We start from the raw sequence: 17,322 nt of genomic DNA, 5'->3' as shown, positions 1-17,322 counted from the left end.
ATGGGCGGGGGGCACACACCGAAGATCGTCGGGACGGTCTGGGGGCTGCTGGTCCTCAACACGCTCGGCTCCGCCGGGGCGAAGACCATCGTCCCGCTGCCCCGCTCCCTCATCCAGATGGTCACCATGGGCGCGCTGGTCGCCGCGTTCGCGCTGGCGCTGGCGGTCAACCTCGGGCTGCGCATCCGGGCCAGCGCGTACGTATTCCTGCTCACCCTGCTCCTGGTGACGAGCGTGATCTCCAGCGCGCATCTGGAGTCCGGGTTCGGCGCGCTGTTCCGCTGCGCCCGGCTGGCTCTCTTCGTCGGCACGCTGTGGCTGCTCAGCCGCTGGTGGGACGGCGACCTGACGTTCGTGCGGCACCACATCCGGATGTACTTCGCGGTGCTCGGGTCGGTGGCCATGGGCCTGGCCGTCGCACCGGGCGCGGCCCTGCCCGACCTCTACGGCGGGCGGCTGGTCGGCGCGTTGTGGCCGCTCACCCCGCCGCAGATCGGACAGTACGCCGCGGTGATCATCGGGCTCACCGTGCTGCTCGTACTGGGCCGCAGGACCGACAGGGTGAGCGCGGCGGTGGTCATCGTGCCCTCGCTCGTCCTGCTCGCGCTGACCCATACCCGGACGGCCACGCTCGGCCTGTTCCTCGGCCTGGCGCTGGCGATCGGCTCGCTCCTCCTCACCAGCGGCGCGGCCCGCCGCTTCTTCAGCTGGGCGGTGCTGTGCGCCACGGTGGCCGCGGTGGGGTTCGCCTCCGTGCTCCAGGCGTGGTTCCTGCGCGGACAGAGCAAGGAGAACTTCTCCAGCCTCACCGGTCGGGCCAAGGTCTGGGACGCCCTGCTGGCCGCGCCCAGGACGGCGGGGGAGAAGTGGTTCGGCATGGGCCTGGGCGACAAGTCGTTCGGCGGGCTGCCGATCGACAACAGCTGGCTGGCCGTCTACAACGAGCAGGGTCTGGCCGGCGTCGCCCTGGTCGCGGCGATCATCCTCGTGCTGGGCGGTGTCGCGTTGCTGCGGCCGCCGTCGCTCGAGAGGGCCTGCGCGATCTTTCTGATCAGCTACTGCGCGATCGCCTCGTACACCGAGGCCGGCCTTGGCGACGCCTCGCCGTATCTGCTCCATCTGGCCCTGGCCGCCTCGCTGTTGGCGGCACCCGCCGCGGCCGCTCCGCTCATGACGCCCGAACTCCGTCGACGACACATTCCGCGCTGGGCCCGGAGATCGGAGGTTCCCTGAGCATGCACGTCCTCGTGGTGCACAACCGCTACGCCTCGGCGCAGCCGAGCGGCGAGAACAAGGTCGTCGACCAGGAGGTGGAGCTGCTGCGCGCGGCCGGCCACCATGTCGGGGTGTTCGAGCGGCGCAGCGACGACATCGCCGCCCGGTCCCTCCTCGGCAAGGCCGCGGTGCCGCTGCTCGTGCCGTGGAACCCGGCGGTCCGAGCGGAGCTCACCACCCGGCTGCGCGCCGAGCGGCCCGACGTGGTCCACGTCCACAACGTCTTCCCGCTCCTGTCGCCCGCGGTGCTCGCCGCCTGCGCCGACGCCGGTGTGCCCGCCGTCGCCACGCTGCACAACTACACCCAGGTCTGCCCTCCCGGCACGCTCCAGCGGGACGGCCGGCCGTGCGCCGAGTGCGTCGGATCCAAGGCACCGCTGCCCGCCGTCCGGCACGGCTGCTACCGGAGTTCCCGCCTCGCGACGGTGCCGCTCGCGGTCAGCCTGTCGGTCAACCGGCGGCGATGGTGGTCCGGCGTGCAGCGGTTCCTGTGCATCTCCGCGGCGCAGCGCGACGTCCTGGCGCGGGCCGGTATGCCGGCCGAGCGGCTGGCGGTGAAGCACAACTTCGTGCCCGACCCGGGCGTCCGCCGAATGGGCGGGGGAGAGCAGCTGCTCTATCTCGGCCGGCTCGCGGAGGCCAAGGGCGTGACGCTGCTCATGGCCGCGTGGGACGAGCTCGCGGCGAGCGGCGGGGTGGGCGTACCGCTCGTGATCGCCGGCGCGGGGCCACTGGAGCGAGAGGTGACCGCCTGGGCGGCGGGCCGGGACGACGTGAGGTACGTCGGCCTGTTGGACCCGGCGGAGTGCGCCAAGGCCATCGCGCGATCGGTCGCCGTGGTGGCTCCCTCGACGTGGCTGGAGGCGTTCGGCCTGGTGGTCGTGGAGGCGATGGCGGCCGGGGTCCCGGTCGTCGCCGCCGGTCACGGCGCCTTCGTCGAACTGGTCGAGGACGGTGTGACCGGGCTGCTGCACCAGCCGGGCGAGCCCGCCTCGCTCGCGTCCCGGATACGCCGGATCGCGGCCGATCCGGCCCTGGGCCGGGAGATGGGCCAGGCGGCCCGGCTCCGTTACGAACAGGGTTTCAGCCCGGCCGTCGGGCTGGAGCGCCTGGTGGAGGAGTACCGCACCGCGATCGCGGGTCGGTCAGCGCTGACTCGCGGCGGGGACTCCCGCGCGAGCAGGGGGGATGGGGACAGTAGATGACACGATGCCGACTCTGCGGCTCGGAAGCGATGACGAGCGTCGTCGACCTCGGGGCGACGCCACCATGCGAGAGCTTCCTCGCCGCGGACCAACTGGACAAGCCGGAGCCCGCGTACCCGCTGCACCTGCGGGTCTGCACCGACTGCTGGCTCGCGCAGATCCCTCCGCTGATCACGCCGGAGGAGACGTTCAGCGAGTACGCGTACTTCTCCTCCTACTCGACGTCCTGGGTGGAGCACGCGCGCACGTTCGTCGCCGACGCCGCGGCGCGGCTGGGCCTCGGCACCGGCGCCTTCGTGGTCGAGGTCGCGAGCAACGACGGCTACCTGCTGAAGCACGTGGTGGACCGGGGGATGCGCTGCCTGGGCATCGAGCCGTCGGTGAACGTCGGCGCCGCGGCGCGCGACGCGGGCGTGCCCACGCTCACGGAGTTCCTGAGCCCGGAGACCGGCTCGGCCGTCCGCGCCGAACACGGCCCGGCGAACCTGGTCGTGGCCAACAACGTGTACGCGCACATCCCCGACGTGGTCGGGTTCACCGAGGGGCTGCGCGCCCTGGTCGCCGACGACGGCTGGGTCTCCATCGAGGTGCAGCACCTGCTGACCCTGATCGAGGAGAACCAGTACGACACGATCTACCACGAGCACTTCCAGTACTACACGGTCGCCTCCGCGTCCCGGGCCCTTGCCAGCGGCGGACTCGCGCTCGTGGACGTCGAGCTGCTGCCCACCCACGGCGGCTCCATCCGGCTGTGGGCCCGGCCCACCGAGGTGGCCGGTGAGCCCACGCGGAACGTGTCCGACGTGCTGGCCCGGGAGAAGGCCGCCGGGCTTCAGGAGCTGTCCGGGTACACCGAGTTCTCCGCCCGGGTGGCCAAGGTGCGCCGGGACCTCCTGAAGTTCCTCATCACAGCGGCCGAGCGCGGCGAGACGGTCGTCGGCTACGGCGCCCCGGGCAAGGGCAACACCCTGCTCAACCACTGCGGCATCCGGCCCGACCTGCTCCCGTACACGGTCGACCGCAACCCCTACAAGCACGGCAGGTTCACCCCGGGCACCCGCATCCCGATCCTGCCGCCCGAGCGGATAGCCGCCGACAAGCCGGACTACGTGCTGGTCCTCCCGTGGAACCTGCGGGCCGAGCTGGTCGAGCAGCTGTCCTTCGTGCACGACTGGGGCGGCCGACTGGTCTTTCCCATTCCTGAACTGAGCATTGCCGAGGTCGCGTCTTGAAGGGGCACAGCATGAAGGTCGTTCTGTTCTGCGGCGGTTACGGGATGCGGATGCGCAGCGGTGCCGCGGACGACGTGCCCAAGCCGATGGCGATGGTCGGCCCCAGGCCGCTGATCTGGCACGTCATGCGCTACTACGCGCACTTCGGGCACACGGAGTTCATCCTGTGTCTCGGCTACGGGGCCCACCACATCAAGGACTTCTTCCTCAACTACGAGGAGACGACGTCCAACGACTTCGTGCTGCGCGGCGGGCGGACCGAGCTGCTGTCCACCGACATCTCGGACTGGACGATCACGTTCGCGCAGACCGGCGTCGAGTCGCCGATCGGGGAGCGGCTGCGCCGGGTGCGGCACCATCTGGACGGCGACGAGATGTTCCTCGCCAACTACGCCGACGTGCTCACCGATGCCCCGCTGCCGGAGATGATCGACAAGTTCGCCCGGCGCGACGCCGGTGCGTCGATGATGGTGGTACCGCCGCAGTCCTCGTTCCACTGCGTGGACCTGGGCGATGACGGCCTGGTGGGGGGCATCACCGCGGTGAGCGAACTGCCGCTGTGGGAGAACGGCGGCTACTTCGTGCTCCGCCAGGAGATCTTCGACCACATCCCGGAGAACGGGGACCTGGTCGCCGACGGATGCGCCCAACTGGCCAAGCGCGGCCGACTGGTGGCGCACCAGCACCGCGGCTTCTGGAAGCCGACCGACACCGTGAAGGAGCGGGCCGCGCTCGACGCCGCCTACGCCCGGGGCGACCGCCCATGGGCCGTATGGGAGCGGGACAGCGCCGGAGCACGGGCGTGATCCGGCTCGGCGCCGGACGCCCGGACCGGATCGCCGCGGTGGGCGCGCACTGCGACGACATCGCCATCGGCGCGGGCGGCACGCTGCTCGCGATGTGCCGCGCACGGCCGGGGCTGCGCGTCGACGCCCTGGTGCTCTCCGGCGGCGGCAGCGAGCGGGAACAGGAGGAGCAGGCCGCGCTCGCCGCCTTCTGCCCCGGCGCCGACCTGCGGCTGACCGTGCACAAGCTGCCGGACGGCCGACTGCCCGCGCACTGGGAAGAGGCCAAGGCCGCGGTTGAGGAACTGCGCGCGCGGACCGAGCCGGATCTGGTGCTGGCGCCGCGCACCGATGACGCGCACCAGGATCACCGCGGCCTGGCGAAGCTGATACCCACCGCCTTCCGCGACCACCTCGTGCTCGGCTACGAGATCGTCAAGTGGGACGGCGACCTCGGCCGTCCGGCGGCGTACCAGCCACTGTCGCCGGAGATCGCCGAACAGAAGGTGCGGCTGTTGCAGGAGCACTACCCCTCGCAGCGGCACCGGCCCTGGTACGACCGGGAGGCCTTCCTCGGCCTCGCCCGGATCCGCGGCATCGAATGCCACGAGCGATACGCCGAAGCGTTCGCCGTCACCAAACTCACGCTCAACCTGGGGGGTTGAACCTTGCGCGTACTGCTGACCGGACACCAGGGCTATCTGGGAACCGTCATGGCGCCCGTCCTCACGGCCGCCGGACACGAGGTCGTCGGCCTCGACTCCGGCCTCTTCGCCGACTGCGTCCTGGGCCCGGCGCCCGCGGACCCCCCGGGTCACCGGGTGGACCTGCGCGACGTCACGGCCGAACACGTGGTCGGGGTCGACGCCGTGATCCACCTGGCCGCGCTCTCCAACGACCCGCTGGGATCGCTGGCGCCGGAGCTCACCCACGACATCAACCACCACGCGTCCGTACACCTTGCCCGGCTGGCCCGCGACGCCGGGGTGCGGCGCTTCCTGTACGCGTCGACCTGCTCGGTCTACGGCGCCGCCGGCGGCGACGACCTGGTGGCCGAGGACGCCCCGCTGCGCCCGGTGACGCCGTACGCGGAGTCCAAGGTCCGGGTGGAGGACGACCTGCACGCGCTGGCCGACGGCGACTTCACCCCGGTGTTCATGCGCAACGCCACCGCCTTCGGCTACTCGCCCCGGCTGCGCGCCGACATCGTGCTGAACAACCTGGTCGGCCACGCGCTGCTGTCCGGCGAGGTGCTGGTGCTCTCCGACGGCACCCCCTGGCGCCCCCTGGTGCACGCCGCCGACATCGCACGGGCCTTCAGGGCCGCGCTGACCGCGCCGCGGGAAGCGGTGCACGACCGGGCGTTCAACATCGGCAGCGAGGCCAACAACGTCACGGTCGCCGAGATCGCCGGGCAGGTCGCCGAGGCGGTGTCCGGCGCGAAGGTGAACATCACCGGGGAGAACGGTGCCGATCCGCGCTCGTACCGGGTGGACTTCTCCCGGTTCCGCACGGCGGTACCCGGCTTCGACTGCGAGTGGACGGTGAAGCAGGGCGCGCTCGAACTCGCCGACGCCTACCGGCAACACGGGCTGACCCGCGAGGACTTCGAGCAGCGCTTCACCCGCCTCGCCGTGCTGCGCGCGGCGTCCGACGCCGGCACCGTCGACGACACGCTGCGGTGGCGCCGGTGACCATGCATGGAGGAGAAGGTGCCGGTGAGGAGATGCACGCCCTGGTGGAGCGGCTGTACCCGCTGTGCCGGAGCATCACCGGCGACGGTGTGCGCGCCACCCTGGAGATCGTCGGCGAGTACGTCCCGCTGAAGGTGCACGAGGTGCCGACCGGGACGCAGGTGCTCGACTGGACGGTGCCCGAGGAGTGGAACATCAGGGACGCGTACATCGCCGACCCCTCAGGGAAACGGGTCGTCGACTTCGCCGCGTCCAGCCTGCACGTGCTCGGCTACAGCGTGCCGGTGTCGCGGACCATGCCGCTGGCCGAGCTGCGCGGACACCTGCACACCCTGCCGGACCACCCGTCCTGGGTGCCCTACCGCACCAGTTACTACCAGCCGGAATGGGGGTTCTGCCTGGCCCAGGAGACCCTGGACGCGCTGCCGGACGGCGAGTACGAGGTACGTATCGACTCCACGCTCGCGGACGGGCACCTCACCTACGCCGAGCACGTGGTCCCCGGGCAGGTCCCCGACGAGGTGATCGTCTCCTGCCACGTCTGCCACCCCTCGCTGGCCAACGACAACCTGGCCGGCATCGCCGTGGCGGCGTTCCTGGCCCGGGCGCTGGCGGAGCGGACGCCGTACCACACCTACCGGTTCATCTTCGCTCCCGGCACCATCGGGGCGATCACCTGGCTGGCCCGCAACGCGGAGCGGATCGACCGGGTCAAGCACGGCCTCGTGCTGGCCTGTGCCGGTGACCGGGGCTCGTTGACGTACAAGCAGAGCAGGCGCGGCGACGCGGAGATCGACCGGGTGATGCGGCATGTGCTGGCCGCCTCCGAACGCCCGCACCGCGTCGCCGAGTTCACCCCGTACGGCTACGACGAGCGGCAGTTCTGCTCGCCCGGGTTCGATCTCGGCGTCGGTTCGCTCACCCGGACCCCGTACGCGGGCTACCCCGAGTATCACACCTCGGCGGACAACCCGGACTTCGTCTCCCCGGAGGCGATGGCGGACACCCTCGCCGTCTGCCGCGAGGCGTTCGCCGTCCTCGACCGCAACCGGCGGTACCTCAACCTCAGCCCCTACGGCGAACCACAGCTCGGCCGACGTGGGTTGTACGACTCGCTCGGCGGCCGCAGCGACGCCAAGCAGGCCCAGATGGCCATGCTCTGGGTGCTCAACCTCTCCGACGGCGAGCACAGCCTGCTGGACGTCGCGGAGCGATCCGGGCTGCCGTTCGACACCGTCGCCGACGCGGCCGGCGCCCTGCACGGCGCCGGGCTGATCAAGGCATGACGCCGATGCCCACCGAGGGGGAGAAGACGACGACACCGGCGCCACCGGCCGGATCCGCCAAGCGGGCCCTCGTCGGCCGGCTGTCCTGGGGACTGGCCGACCAGGCGGCCTCCAGCATGTCCAACTTCGCGGTGGGCATCTACGTGGCCCGCTCGCTGGGGGTGACCGCGTTCGGCGTGTTCAGCCTGGCCTGGGTGACCTACGGCGTGGTGCTCAACATCTCCCGCGGGCTGGCCACCGATCCGCTCGTGGTGCGCTTCAGCGGGGTGCCGGACGCGTCCTGGCGCGGGGCGGTGGCCCGCTCGACGGGCACCGCACTCGGCGTGGGCGCGGCCATCGGCGCGGCGTGTCTGGTGGCCGGGCCCGCCCTCGGCGGCCGGGTGGGCCCCGCGTTCGTCTGCCTCGGCGTCATGCTGCCGGGGCTGCTGCTCCAGGACGCCTGGCGGTTCTCGTTCTTCGCGGCGGGCGCCGGGCGGAAGGCGTGTCTCAACGACGTCGTGTGGGGCGTGGCGCTCGTCCCGGCCATGGTCGTGGCCGCCCGCGTGGGCAGCGTGGCCGCATTCGTCCTCGCCTGGGGCGCCTCCGCCACGGTGGCGGCGGGGTACGGCTACCTCCAGTCCGGCATCCGGTCCCGGGTGACCGGGGCGCGCGGATGGCTTCGCGAGCAGCGCGATCTCGGCTACCGGTACCTGGTCGAGAACACCTGCCTCAGCGGCGCGAGCCAGCTGCGGGCGTACGGGCTCGGCGCCATCGTCGGGGTCGGCGCGGTGGGCGCGGTGCGGGGCGCCGAGCTTCTGCTCGGCCCGTTCCTCGCCGTGTTGATGGGCCTTTCGCTGGTCACCGTCCCGGAGGCGGCACGGGTGCTGCGGCGGACCCCGCACCGCCTCGGCGCGTTCTGCCTCCTGCTGGGTGGCGGGCAGGCCGTCGGCGCGCTGATCTGGGGCGGGGCGCTGCTGCTGATGCCGGACCGGCTCGGCGAGTTGGTGCTCGGCGGTGTCTGGCACTCCGCCGCACAGCTCATCCTGCCGGTCACCCTCGGGGTCGCGGGCGCCGGCCTCGGCACCGGCGCGGCGGCCGGGCTGCGCGCGCTCGGCGCCGCCCGGCGCAGCCTGCGCTCCCAGCTGTTCGCCTCCGCCGCTTACGTCGGCGGCGGGCTCGGCGGGGCGGCCGTCGCCGGCACGGTCGGCTCGGCCTGGTGCGTCGCCGCCGCGACCGTCAGCGGCTCGGCCGTGTGGTGGCTGCACCTGCGGTCCGCCCTGCGCGAGCACCACCAAGGGGGTGTCTGATGGATCTCCGTGGGGAAGGAGCGGCGTTCGGTGCGGCGAGAGCACGTGCCGGGCGTCGCGACGCCACGGGGATCCATCAGACACCCCCTGAACTCGATCCCCGAAGTGAGGACCTCATGACCGCCCACCCCAGGCTGAGCATCGGCCTGCCCGTGTACAACGGCGAGGAGTACCTGGCCGAGTCGCTCGACGCCCTGCTCGGCCAGACCTACGAGGACTTCGAGCTGGTCATCTCCGACAACGCCTCGACCGACGGGACCGAGGACATCTGCCGCGAGTACGCCGCGCGGGACGCGCGCGTCCGGTACCTCCGGCTGCCCCGGAACGTCGGCGCCACGCCGAACCACAACTACGTGTTCACCCAGTGCCGCGGCGAGCTGTTCAAATGGGCCTCGCACGACGACCTCTACGCCCGCGATCTGCTGCGGTCCTGCGTCCAGGCGCTGGACGAGCGGCCGGACGTCATCCTCGCCCACGCCGACCAGGCGGTCATCGACGGCGACGGCCAGGTGAAGGTCCCGTACGAGTACACGCTCGCCACCGGCTCACCGCACCCGGCGGAGCGCTTCCGCAGCATGCTGTTCGAGCCCGGCGGTGACGACTTCTACGGGGTGATCCGGGCCGCCGCGCTGCGCCGGGTGAGGCCGATGGACAGCTACCACCACGCGGACCGCACCTTCGTCGCCGAGATCGCCCTGCACGGGCGGTTCCACCAGGTGCCGGAGCTGCTGTACTTCCGCCGCGACCACCCCACCCGCGCCGAGCGGGCGAACCCGAGCAAGCGCTCCCGGTGCGTCAACCTGGACCCGCGCCGGGCGGGCCCGCTGCACCCGACGCCCCGGCTGCTCGCCGAGTACGTCTGGGGGTTCGCCTCGGCGATCCGGCGGGCCCCGCTGTCCCCGGCCGACCGGCGCGCGTGCTACCGCCACCTGGCCGCGTGGATGACCAGCCGGGTCCGGCCGGGCGGCGGCGGTGAGCGGGTCGAGGACCGCACCCCGGTCGACCCGGCCAAGCTGACCGTCTCCGTCGACGCCCTCGTCGCCGGACGTGAGGGGCGGCGGGCATGAGGACGGCGCCACGCGTGGGGGTGTTCGGCCTGCTCGGCTCCGGCAACCTCGGCAACGACGGGTCACTCGAGGCCGTCCTCGGGTACCTCCGCGCCGAGCACCCGGACGCGGTCGTGGACGCGCTGTGCGGCGGACCCGAGGCGGTGACGGAGAAGTTCGGGATCCCGGCGACGCGGCTGCACTGGTACCGCGGGGAGTACCGGACCGCGTCGCGTGCGAACGCGATCGCGGCGAAGGGTCTGGGCAAACTCGTCGATGTCTTCCGCACCTCCGCCTGGGTGCGCCGGCACGACGTGGTGATCGTGCCGGGCATGGGCGTCCTGGAGGCCACGCTGCCACTGCGGCCCTGGGGCTTCCCGTACTCGCTGTTCCTGCTCTGCGCGAGTGGCCGGCTGCTGCGCACCCGGGTCGCGCTGGTCAGCGTCGGCGCCGCCGAGATCGGCGACCGGCCGACCCGGGCCCTGGTGCGCTGGTCGGCGCGGCTGGCCGCGTACCGGTCGTACCGGGACACCCAGTCCCGCGACGCGATGCGGGCGATGGGTGTGGACACCGCGCGCGACGAGGTCTACCCGGACCTCGCGTTCTCCCTGCCGGCACCACGGGCGAGCACACCCACCGGCACGCCGGGTCCCGTCTGCCTCGGTGTCATGGACTTCCACGGCGGCAACGACGACCGCGCCCGGGCCGAGGAGATCCACCGGCGCTACCTCGACGGGACGATCCGGTTCGTCCGTACGCTCGTCGAGGAGGGCAGACCGGTCCGGCTCCTCACCGGCGACCAGTGCGACGCGTCGGTGGTCGCCGCGATCCTCGACGCGGTCGACTCACCGCTGGTCACCGCGGCCGAACCGACCTCACTGGCCGACCTGATGAACGAGATGGCGGCCGCCGACACCGTGGTGGCCGTCCGCTACCACAACCTGATCTGCGCGCTGAAGACCGGAACGCCCGTGCTCGCGCTCTGCTACGCGGCGAAGAGCGACGCGCTCATGGAGCGCATGGGCCTCGGCGCGTACTGCCACCCGGCGCGCGAGGTCGACGCCGACCGGCTGCTCGAACAGTTCCGGGACCTGGAGAAGCAGGCGGCGAAGCTACGGCAGACCCTCACCGAGCGGAACCGGGCCGCGGCAGAGCAACTCGCCGACCAGTTCGCCGCGTTGACCGCGTCCGTGTTCCCGACGACCGACCACCCTCACACCCCGCGGAAGGCTCGATGAAAGCGACCGAAGTCCCGGCGATCGCCGGCGCGTACCTGTTCGAGCCCACGCCGCACGCCGACGAGCGCGGCTTCTTCTGCCGCACCTTCGACGCCGATGCGGTCCGTTCGGTGGGCCTCGACCCGGGCGCCTTCGTCCAGGACAGCCTGTCCCGCTCGGTCCGCGGCGTGCTGCGCGGCCTGCACCTGCGCTCCGGCGCCGGCGAAGCCAAGCTGGTGCGGTGCTCGTACGGGAAGGTCTTCGACGTCGTCGTGGACCTGCGGCCGGACTCGCCGACCTACCTGGGCCGGGCCTTCTTCGAACTGTCCGGCGAGACGCAGGCGACCCTGTACATCCCGGCGGGCTGCGCGCACGGCTTCCAGGCGCTGACCGAGACCGCCGACACCTCGTACCGGATCGACCGCCCGCACGATCCGGCCGAGGACGTGACGATCGCCTTCGACGACCCGGAGCTCGCCATTCCGTGGCCGCTGCCGGTCACGTCGATGTCGCAGCGGGACCGGGAGGCGCCGAGCCTCGCCGAGGTCCTGAAGCACAAGGAAGGGTGAAGTCGGCTTGGACACCGAAGGATTTCGACTACCCCGGTCGCGGACGGCGAACGAGCGGCTGCACACCATGATCCCCGGGGGCGCGCACACCTACGCCAAGGGCGACGACCAGTACCCCGAGGACCTGGCCCCGGTCATCAGCCACGGCCGCGGTGCCCACGTGTGGGACATCGACGGCAACCGCTACGTCGAGTACGGGTCCGGCCTGCGGTCGGTCAGCCTCGGCCACGCCCACCCGGGCGTGCTCGCGGCGGTGCGGCGGGAACTCGACCGCGGCGCCAACTTCGTCCGGCCCTCCATCGTGGAGGCCGAAGCCGCGGAGCGCTTCCTGGCCACGGTGGAGACCGCCGAGATGGTGAAGTTCGCGAAGAACGGCTCCGACGCCACCACCGCCGCGGTGCGCCTCGCCCGCGCCGCCACCGGGCGCTCGCGGGTGGCCATCTGCGCCGACCACCCGTTCTTCTCCGTCGACGACTGGTTCATCGGCACCACGCCGATGTCCGCGGGCGTTCCGGCGGCGACCAACGAGCTCACCGTGGCGTTCCCTTACGGGGACCTGGCCGCCACGGAGGAGCTGCTCACCCGGTACCAGGACGAGGTCGCCTGTCTGATCCTCGAACCCGCCACCGCCGTCGAGCCCCCGCCCGGGTACCTCGCCGGTCTGCGCGAACTGGCCGACCGGCACGGCTGCGTACTGATCTTCGACGAGATGATCACCGGCTTCCGCTGGTCCGAGGCGGGCGCCCAGGGCCTCTACGGCGTCGTCCCCGACCTCTCCACGTTCGGCAAGGCGCTGGGCAACGGATTCGCCGTCTCCGCGCTGGCCGGGCGCCGCGAACTGATGGAGCTGGGGGGCCTGCGCCACTCCGGCGACCGGGTGTTCCTGCTGTCCACCACGCACGGCGCGGAAACGCACTCGCTGGCCGCCGCGATGGCCGTGCAGACCATCTACGCCGAAGAGGGCGTCACCGCGCGGCTGCACACCCTCGGCGAGCGGTTGGCCGCCGGTGTCCGCGACGCCGCGGCCGGTCTGGGGGTCGGCGACCACGTCGTCGTCCGGGGCCGGGCCAGCAACCTGGTCTTCGCCACCCTCGACGAGAACGGGCGGCCGTCGCAGAAGTACCGCACCCTGTTCCTGCGCCGACTCCTCGCGGGCGGGGTGCTGGCCCCGTCATTCGTGGTGAGCAGCGCGCTCAGCGACGCCGACATCGATCACACCGTCGACGTGGTGGCCCAGGCGTGTGCGGTGTACCGGAAGGCACTGGACGCCGGTGACCCCACCCCGTGGCTGGGCGGACGACCGGTGAAGCCAGTGTTCCGCCGCTTGGCGTGACGTGGCGACGTGGTGTGACGCGGTGACGTGGTGTGGTGTGACGCGGCGACGTGGCGTGGCGTGACGTCAGCGACGCTCGCGCCGAGGGGCGTCGGCCACCCGGTCGACCAGCCACGCGGTCGCCGGAATCACCGCCAGCGCGGTGCACCAGCCGCCGAGGACATCGGTCGGATAGTGCGCGCCCAGGGCGACCTGCGCCCATCCCATCGCGGCGCCGGCCACGAGCGCCGCGGCGAGCACGAGTGATAGGCCGGCCGTCCCGCCGAGGCCGAACCGGCCGGTCGCGAGCAGCGCCACGACGATGGCGAGTCCGGTGAAGAAGGCGGTGTGCCCGCTCGGATAGGACAGGTTGCCGTCGCCGTGGATGGTGCGTCCCACCAGATGCTTGAGCAGCGTCGCCGTCCCCACGGTCATGGCGGCGCCGGCGACGACGAGGACCGCCGCGCGAGGACGCCGAAGCAGCAGACAGCTTGCCACGACGGCCACGATCAGCGTCGCCGCTCCGGCGGGTTCCCCCAAGAAGTCCATGGCCAGGGCGACGCGCCTCCAGGGCGGCCGCACGCTGTCCGCCGTCGGGTCGACGAGCCACCTGTCCACCCCGCCGGGCTCGCCGTGGCCGGCGTACAGCACCCCGAGCACGCAGACCACCAGCGCGGCGAGGGCCGCGACCGGCCCGAGCCGCGCGCGCAACGACAGGGGCAGCACCGCGGGCGCCGGTCGGCCGGTCAACGCGAGCCCCCCGTCGTGTCCGATCCACCCTCGCCGGCCTGGCCGTCGCCCTGGTCAAGGGCATCAGGATCAGCCTCTACGCGTCATCACCTGTCATCCTACCGGGAGTTCGTCAATCCCGGCGGCGGAGATGAACGCCGTGGAAGGTGGTCCGCGAGGCGATCGTGTCCGCGGAGCTGACGGGCGGAGCTGACGGTGGATCAGCGGTCATCGGTGACGCATGATGAAGGTGGCCGTTCCGCCAGAAGCGAGGTGCAGCGTCCCGATGAAGCGCAAGACCAGAATCCTGCTGGCGGGCCTGGCCTCCGTGGGCGGCGCCGTCACCGCCGCGGGCATGCTGCACAACCGCAGGCCCGATCGCAGGGAACTCCTCCACGCCACGGTCTACAGCGAGCCCGGCTACAGGGGCCGTAACCAGACGCTGACCTGGAACGGCCACAAGCACGAGGTCGTCCCGCTCAACCGGGTACAGCTGCCGCGCATCGGCTCGATCACGCTGGACCGGCTCGTGTACCGCTTCAAGCCCGATGTGCGGCTGCCGAACATGCGCTTCCTGTGGCACGCCCTCACCGAGCGCCCGGACCGCACGGACCCCGAGGGCGGCGTGGCCAGCTTCATCGCCATGCACGAGCTCGCCGGGATGTTCTCGGCGGGCTGGTGGGAGCCGGTCCGCGAGTCCGAGGCGCGGTCGGGAGTGCGGCTCTGGGCCGGGCGCCCCGGCCATCCGCCGCCCGCGCACGACGAGGGGGGCCCGTCCGGCGATGCGGCTCCCCGCGAGGCGGCTCCCCGCAAGGCGGCCTTTGGCGAGGCGGCCGCTTCCGATGCCCAGCCCTGGTGCGACATCCTGGCCAACACGCCCGACCTCGGCTCCTGGAGCACCCGCACCCGCTACCTCGAACTCGGCTACCACGCCGGAAGCGGCCCCCGCGGCTGACCGCGCGCCGGGGTGCGGTGTGACGTGAGGGGGAGTCGTGAAGAGTTCGCGCGCGATTCTCGGGATTCGGTCACGGGAGCGGAAGACTTGGGGGGCTCACTCGGCGCTTCGAACAGGTCGGGCGCCGACCCATGCGAGGGGAGACCGGGCAACGATGTTCACTCTGGTGCGGAGCAGATTACGGACGGCCGCGTTCGCGCTCTCGGCGGTGGCGGCCCTCGCCTTCGCCGGGACCGGGACCACGGCGAGCGCCACGACCGGCGCGGCAGCGGCCCCCGCTGTCGCGAAACAGGGGCCGACCTCGGTGGCGTACGTCGAGGTGAACAACAACAGCATGCGGAACGTCGGCAAGTACACCCTCGCGGGCGGCGGCGGCAATGTCTTCGACGTCGCCGTGATCTTCGCGGCGAACATCAACTACGACACGGGTACGAAGGCGGCGTATCTGCACTTCAACGAGAACGTGCAGCGCGTCCTCGACAACGCCGCCACGGAGATACGCCCGTTGCAGCAGAAGGGCATCAAGGTCGTCCTCTCGGTGCTCGGCAACCATCAGGGCGCGGGCTTCGCCAACTTCCCTTCGCAGCAGGCGGCTTCGGCGTTCGCGAAAACGTTGTCGGACACCGTGTCCACGTACGGCCTCGATGGCATCGACTTCGATGACGAGTACGCGGAGTACGGCAACAACGGCACCGGCCAGCCCAATGACAGCTCGTTCGTGCACCTGGTGACGGCGCTGCGCGCGAACATGCCGAACAAGATCATCAGTCTCTACAACATCGGCCCGGCCGCGTCGCGCCTCTCCTACGGCGGCGTCGACGTCTCGTCCAAGTTCGACTACGCTTGGAACCCGTACTACGGCACCTGGCAGGTTCCCGGCATCGCACTGCCCAAGTCGAAGCTGTCCCCGGCGGCCGTCGAGATCGGCCGGACCTCGCAGAGCACGGCCGCCAGTCTCGCCCGCCGCACCGTCAGCGAGGGGTACGGCGTCTATCTGACGTACAACCTCGACGGCTCCAATCGCGGCGCCGATGTCTCCGCGTTCACCAGGGAGCTGTACGGCAGCGACGCCGTCTACACGCCGTAGGGCGACCGCACACCTGCGTACGCGCGACGGCCCGGGCAGGCTGGGCGGCCCCCGGGGCGCTCCGGGCGGACGGATAGCCTGGGCCCGTCAGCGAAGATCGCAGAGAAGCTCGCAGAAGGGCGGAGCACATGGCAGACATCATGGAGACGGCGGCGCGGAAGGTCTTCGAGCGCTACGACCTCGACGGGGACGGCCTGGTCACCGCGGACGAGTACCGTAAGGTCGTGGCGGAGCTGGAGGGCTCGGAGATCACCCAGTCGCAGGCCCAGGAGCTCATCGACTCGCTCGACACCAACGGCGATCGCCAGATGTCCTTCGAGGAGTTCTGGGCGGCCATGAACTCCTGAACCGAAGCCTGCCGTGCCGAAAGTACGCGGAGACCCCGGGCCGTCATGTGCTCGGGGTCTTCTGCGCCCGCAGGCCGCTCGGCGGGAGGTCACGAGCCGACGGCCTTGTTGCGGTCGCCGGGCAACAGCGACATGAGCTTGGCGCTGCGGTACGGCGGCCACGCCGCCTGCTTCCGCGTCGCGGGGTTCGCGTCCTTGGTGAACGCGCCCCAGTAGCGCACCATCGCCCGCGACAGTCGCCGCTGCTCCGGTGTCGCGCCGTGGTGGTCCGCCGGCCGGACACCTGGCCATTCGGCCGCGGGCGCGGGCGGCTGCCAGCGCAGGCCGCCGACCGGCCGCTTACTTGTTCCGCGCCCGCCATTGTTCCGCTTTCGCCTCGGCCTCCTCGAACCTCAGCCCGGCGACCTGCGCCAGCGGCACATCCTTCAGTGGGCAGCCGGCGTAGTGGTCGGCCCTCTCGCTCGGAGCGGCGTCGCATCCGGGGCACTGTCGAGGAGGCATGGTGCTCCTTGTCCCTATGTCGAGTCGTGGTTGTCGGCCCCGGTCCGCCATCTCCGAATCGCGTTGCCTATGTGTGGCTTCACCCAGACGAGCGGCACAACGACGACCGGGGCGGCCGTAGTGCCCGCTGCGAGCCACCGCCACGCGGGTGCCGCCGCGTGAGCCGACGGGGCCAGGGCAAGACTACTTCCCACCGCCAGGCACAGGAGCCCCGACGAGTAACAGCGGTCCGCTCGTCCGGCCAGCCTGGTCCATCTGGAGTAGTGATTCCGTTGGTCCTCGATCAGCTGCTTGCGCCGATCGTCCGGTATCTCGGAAAGCGGACCCCACCAGGCCTCGACATCGCCGCGCGAGTACAGATACTGGCGGGAGCGAACGCCCCATACCACCGCCATGACCATGAAGAGCGTGGTCAGGGCGAGTGCGAGCAACGTGGGGCCGGGCCAGCGGAATTCGTCGCGGTCCGTGATGACGAGCCCCAGCAGCGTGATGCTCGCGCCACCGAGGAGGGGCGCCGCGGTCGTGTACTGCCCCTCGCGCGCGGCCGACCAGTTCAGCGGCGCGGGCTTGCGCCACGAAGGTTCCACGCTCCCCCCTCGAAGGAGGTGGTCGGCGGTCACGTATGCCGTCCCCGCCCCGATGGAATACCCGGACAAAGTACAGCGCGGCAGCATGGGGTGGAACGCCTCGAACAGGCCAGAAGGAAGGCATCGCCGCCCGCCGGAAAATCGGTGGAGCCGCACCCTCGTGTGCCGTTACCGTGCTTCCGCCCACAGTCACTCCGTCAAGGACGAGC

19 protein-coding genes are annotated in these 17,322 nt (G+C 71.7%); 15 read left to right on the top strand and 4 right to left on the bottom strand.

The window, feature by feature from the left end; genetic code table 11:
• The 12 genes from ABD329_RS15850 to ABD329_RS15795 all read left to right on the top strand — a co-directional run bounded on the left by ABD329_RS15850 (position 1) and on the right by ABD329_RS15795 (position 12,928).
• Positions 1-1,233, top strand: a complete 1,233-nt coding sequence (locus ABD329_RS15850) for an O-antigen ligase domain-containing protein (protein WP_198275198.1) — start codon at positions 1-3, stop codon at positions 1,231-1,233.
• Between the two features lie 2 nt (positions 1,234-1,235).
• On the top strand, positions 1,236-2,480 hold the full coding sequence (locus ABD329_RS15845) for a glycosyltransferase (RefSeq protein WP_198275199.1): 1,245 nt from the start codon (positions 1,236-1,238) through the stop codon (positions 2,478-2,480).
• Positions 2,477-3,712 (top strand): class I SAM-dependent methyltransferase, encoded by a 1,236-nt coding sequence (locus ABD329_RS15840; RefSeq protein ID WP_198275200.1) that lies wholly within the window; start codon positions 2,477-2,479, stop codon positions 3,710-3,712. The genes ABD329_RS15845 and ABD329_RS15840 overlap by 4 nt, the downstream gene beginning before the upstream one ends.
• Before the next feature lie 11 nt (positions 3,713-3,723).
• Complete coding sequence (locus tag ABD329_RS15835) at positions 3,724-4,518, top strand: glycosyltransferase family protein (RefSeq protein ID WP_198275201.1); 795 nt, start codon at positions 3,724-3,726, stop codon at positions 4,516-4,518.
• Positions 4,515-5,162: a PIG-L deacetylase family protein gene (locus ABD329_RS15830; protein WP_198275202.1), complete on the top strand. Its 648-nt coding sequence runs from the start codon at positions 4,515-4,517 to the stop codon at positions 5,160-5,162. The genes ABD329_RS15835 and ABD329_RS15830 overlap by 4 nt, the downstream gene beginning before the upstream one ends.
• 3 nt (positions 5,163-5,165) lie before the next feature.
• Positions 5,166-6,191 carry an NAD-dependent epimerase/dehydratase family protein gene (locus ABD329_RS15825; protein WP_198275203.1) on the top strand — a complete coding sequence of 342 codons (1,026 nt, stop codon included), beginning with the start codon at positions 5,166-5,168 and terminating at the stop codon, positions 6,189-6,191.
• Positions 6,192-6,193: 2 nt separating this feature from the next.
• Positions 6,194-7,477, top strand: coding sequence for a DUF4910 domain-containing protein (locus tag ABD329_RS15820; protein ID WP_198275228.1), 1,284 nt, complete (start codon positions 6,194-6,196; stop codon positions 7,475-7,477).
• Positions 7,474-8,763 (top strand): MATE family efflux transporter, encoded by a 1,290-nt coding sequence (locus tag ABD329_RS15815; protein ID WP_198275204.1) that lies wholly within the window; start codon positions 7,474-7,476, stop codon positions 8,761-8,763. Before ABD329_RS15820 ends, ABD329_RS15815 begins: the two co-directional genes overlap by 4 nt.
• Before the next feature lie 116 nt (positions 8,764-8,879).
• Positions 8,880-9,830 carry a glycosyltransferase family 2 protein gene (locus ABD329_RS15810; RefSeq protein ID WP_198275205.1) on the top strand — a complete coding sequence of 317 codons (951 nt, stop codon included), beginning with the start codon at positions 8,880-8,882 and terminating at the stop codon, positions 9,828-9,830.
• Positions 9,827-11,047, top strand: coding sequence for a polysaccharide pyruvyl transferase family protein (locus ABD329_RS15805; protein ID WP_198275206.1), 1,221 nt, complete (start codon positions 9,827-9,829; stop codon positions 11,045-11,047). The genes ABD329_RS15810 and ABD329_RS15805 overlap by 4 nt, the downstream gene beginning before the upstream one ends.
• Complete coding sequence (locus ABD329_RS15800) at positions 11,044-11,595, top strand: dTDP-4-dehydrorhamnose 3,5-epimerase family protein (protein ID WP_198275207.1); 552 nt, start codon at positions 11,044-11,046, stop codon at positions 11,593-11,595. The genes ABD329_RS15805 and ABD329_RS15800 overlap by 4 nt, the downstream gene beginning before the upstream one ends.
• 7 nt (positions 11,596-11,602) lie before the next feature.
• Entirely contained in the window at positions 11,603-12,928 is a 1,326-nt protein-coding gene (locus ABD329_RS15795) for a glutamate-1-semialdehyde 2,1-aminomutase (RefSeq protein WP_198275208.1), read from the top strand.
• Between the two features lie 66 nt (positions 12,929-12,994).
• Here ABD329_RS15795 and ABD329_RS15790 read toward each other — a convergent pair whose 3' ends face one another.
• Positions 12,995-13,657, bottom strand: a complete 663-nt coding sequence (locus tag ABD329_RS15790; RefSeq protein WP_198275209.1) for a phosphatase PAP2 family protein — start codon at positions 13,655-13,657, stop codon at positions 12,995-12,997.
• 265 nt (positions 13,658-13,922) lie between these two features.
• Between ABD329_RS15790 and ABD329_RS15785 the strand changes: the two genes are divergently transcribed.
• The 3 genes from ABD329_RS15785 (at position 13,923) to ABD329_RS15775 (ending at position 16,025) form a co-directional block, all read left to right on the top strand.
• Positions 13,923-14,591 (top strand): hypothetical protein, encoded by a 669-nt coding sequence (locus ABD329_RS15785; RefSeq protein ID WP_198275210.1) that lies wholly within the window; start codon positions 13,923-13,925, stop codon positions 14,589-14,591.
• Positions 14,592-14,745: 154 nt separating this feature from the next.
• A complete protein-coding gene (locus ABD329_RS15780) occupies positions 14,746-15,678 on the top strand; it encodes an endo-beta-N-acetylglucosaminidase H (protein ID WP_198275211.1) in 933 nt (310 codons plus the stop codon).
• Between the two features lie 128 nt (positions 15,679-15,806).
• On the top strand, positions 15,807-16,025 hold the full coding sequence (locus ABD329_RS15775) for an EF-hand domain-containing protein (RefSeq protein ID WP_198275212.1): 219 nt from the start codon (positions 15,807-15,809) through the stop codon (positions 16,023-16,025).
• 89 nt (positions 16,026-16,114) lie between these two features.
• Here ABD329_RS15775 and ABD329_RS15770 read toward each other — a convergent pair whose 3' ends face one another.
• From ABD329_RS15770 to ABD329_RS15760, 3 genes are all read right to left on the bottom strand, one after another.
• Complete coding sequence (locus ABD329_RS15770) at positions 16,115-16,249, bottom strand: hypothetical protein (RefSeq protein ID WP_198275213.1); 135 nt, start codon at positions 16,247-16,249, stop codon at positions 16,115-16,117.
• A gap of 115 nt (positions 16,250-16,364) precedes the next feature.
• Complete coding sequence (locus ABD329_RS15765; RefSeq protein ID WP_344316512.1) at positions 16,365-16,526, bottom strand: hypothetical protein; 162 nt, start codon at positions 16,524-16,526, stop codon at positions 16,365-16,367.
• 14 nt (positions 16,527-16,540) lie between these two features.
• Positions 16,541-17,113 (bottom strand): hypothetical protein, encoded by a 573-nt coding sequence (locus tag ABD329_RS15760; RefSeq protein ID WP_198275214.1) that lies wholly within the window; start codon positions 17,111-17,113, stop codon positions 16,541-16,543.
• Between the last annotated feature and the right edge of the window lie 209 nt (positions 17,114-17,322).

Source organism: Streptomyces javensis, from assembly GCF_039525925.1.
Taxonomy (GTDB): domain Bacteria; phylum Actinomycetota; class Actinomycetes; order Streptomycetales; family Streptomycetaceae; genus Streptomyces; species Streptomyces asiaticus.
This window is presented reverse-complemented; position numbering and strand designations above follow the sequence as displayed.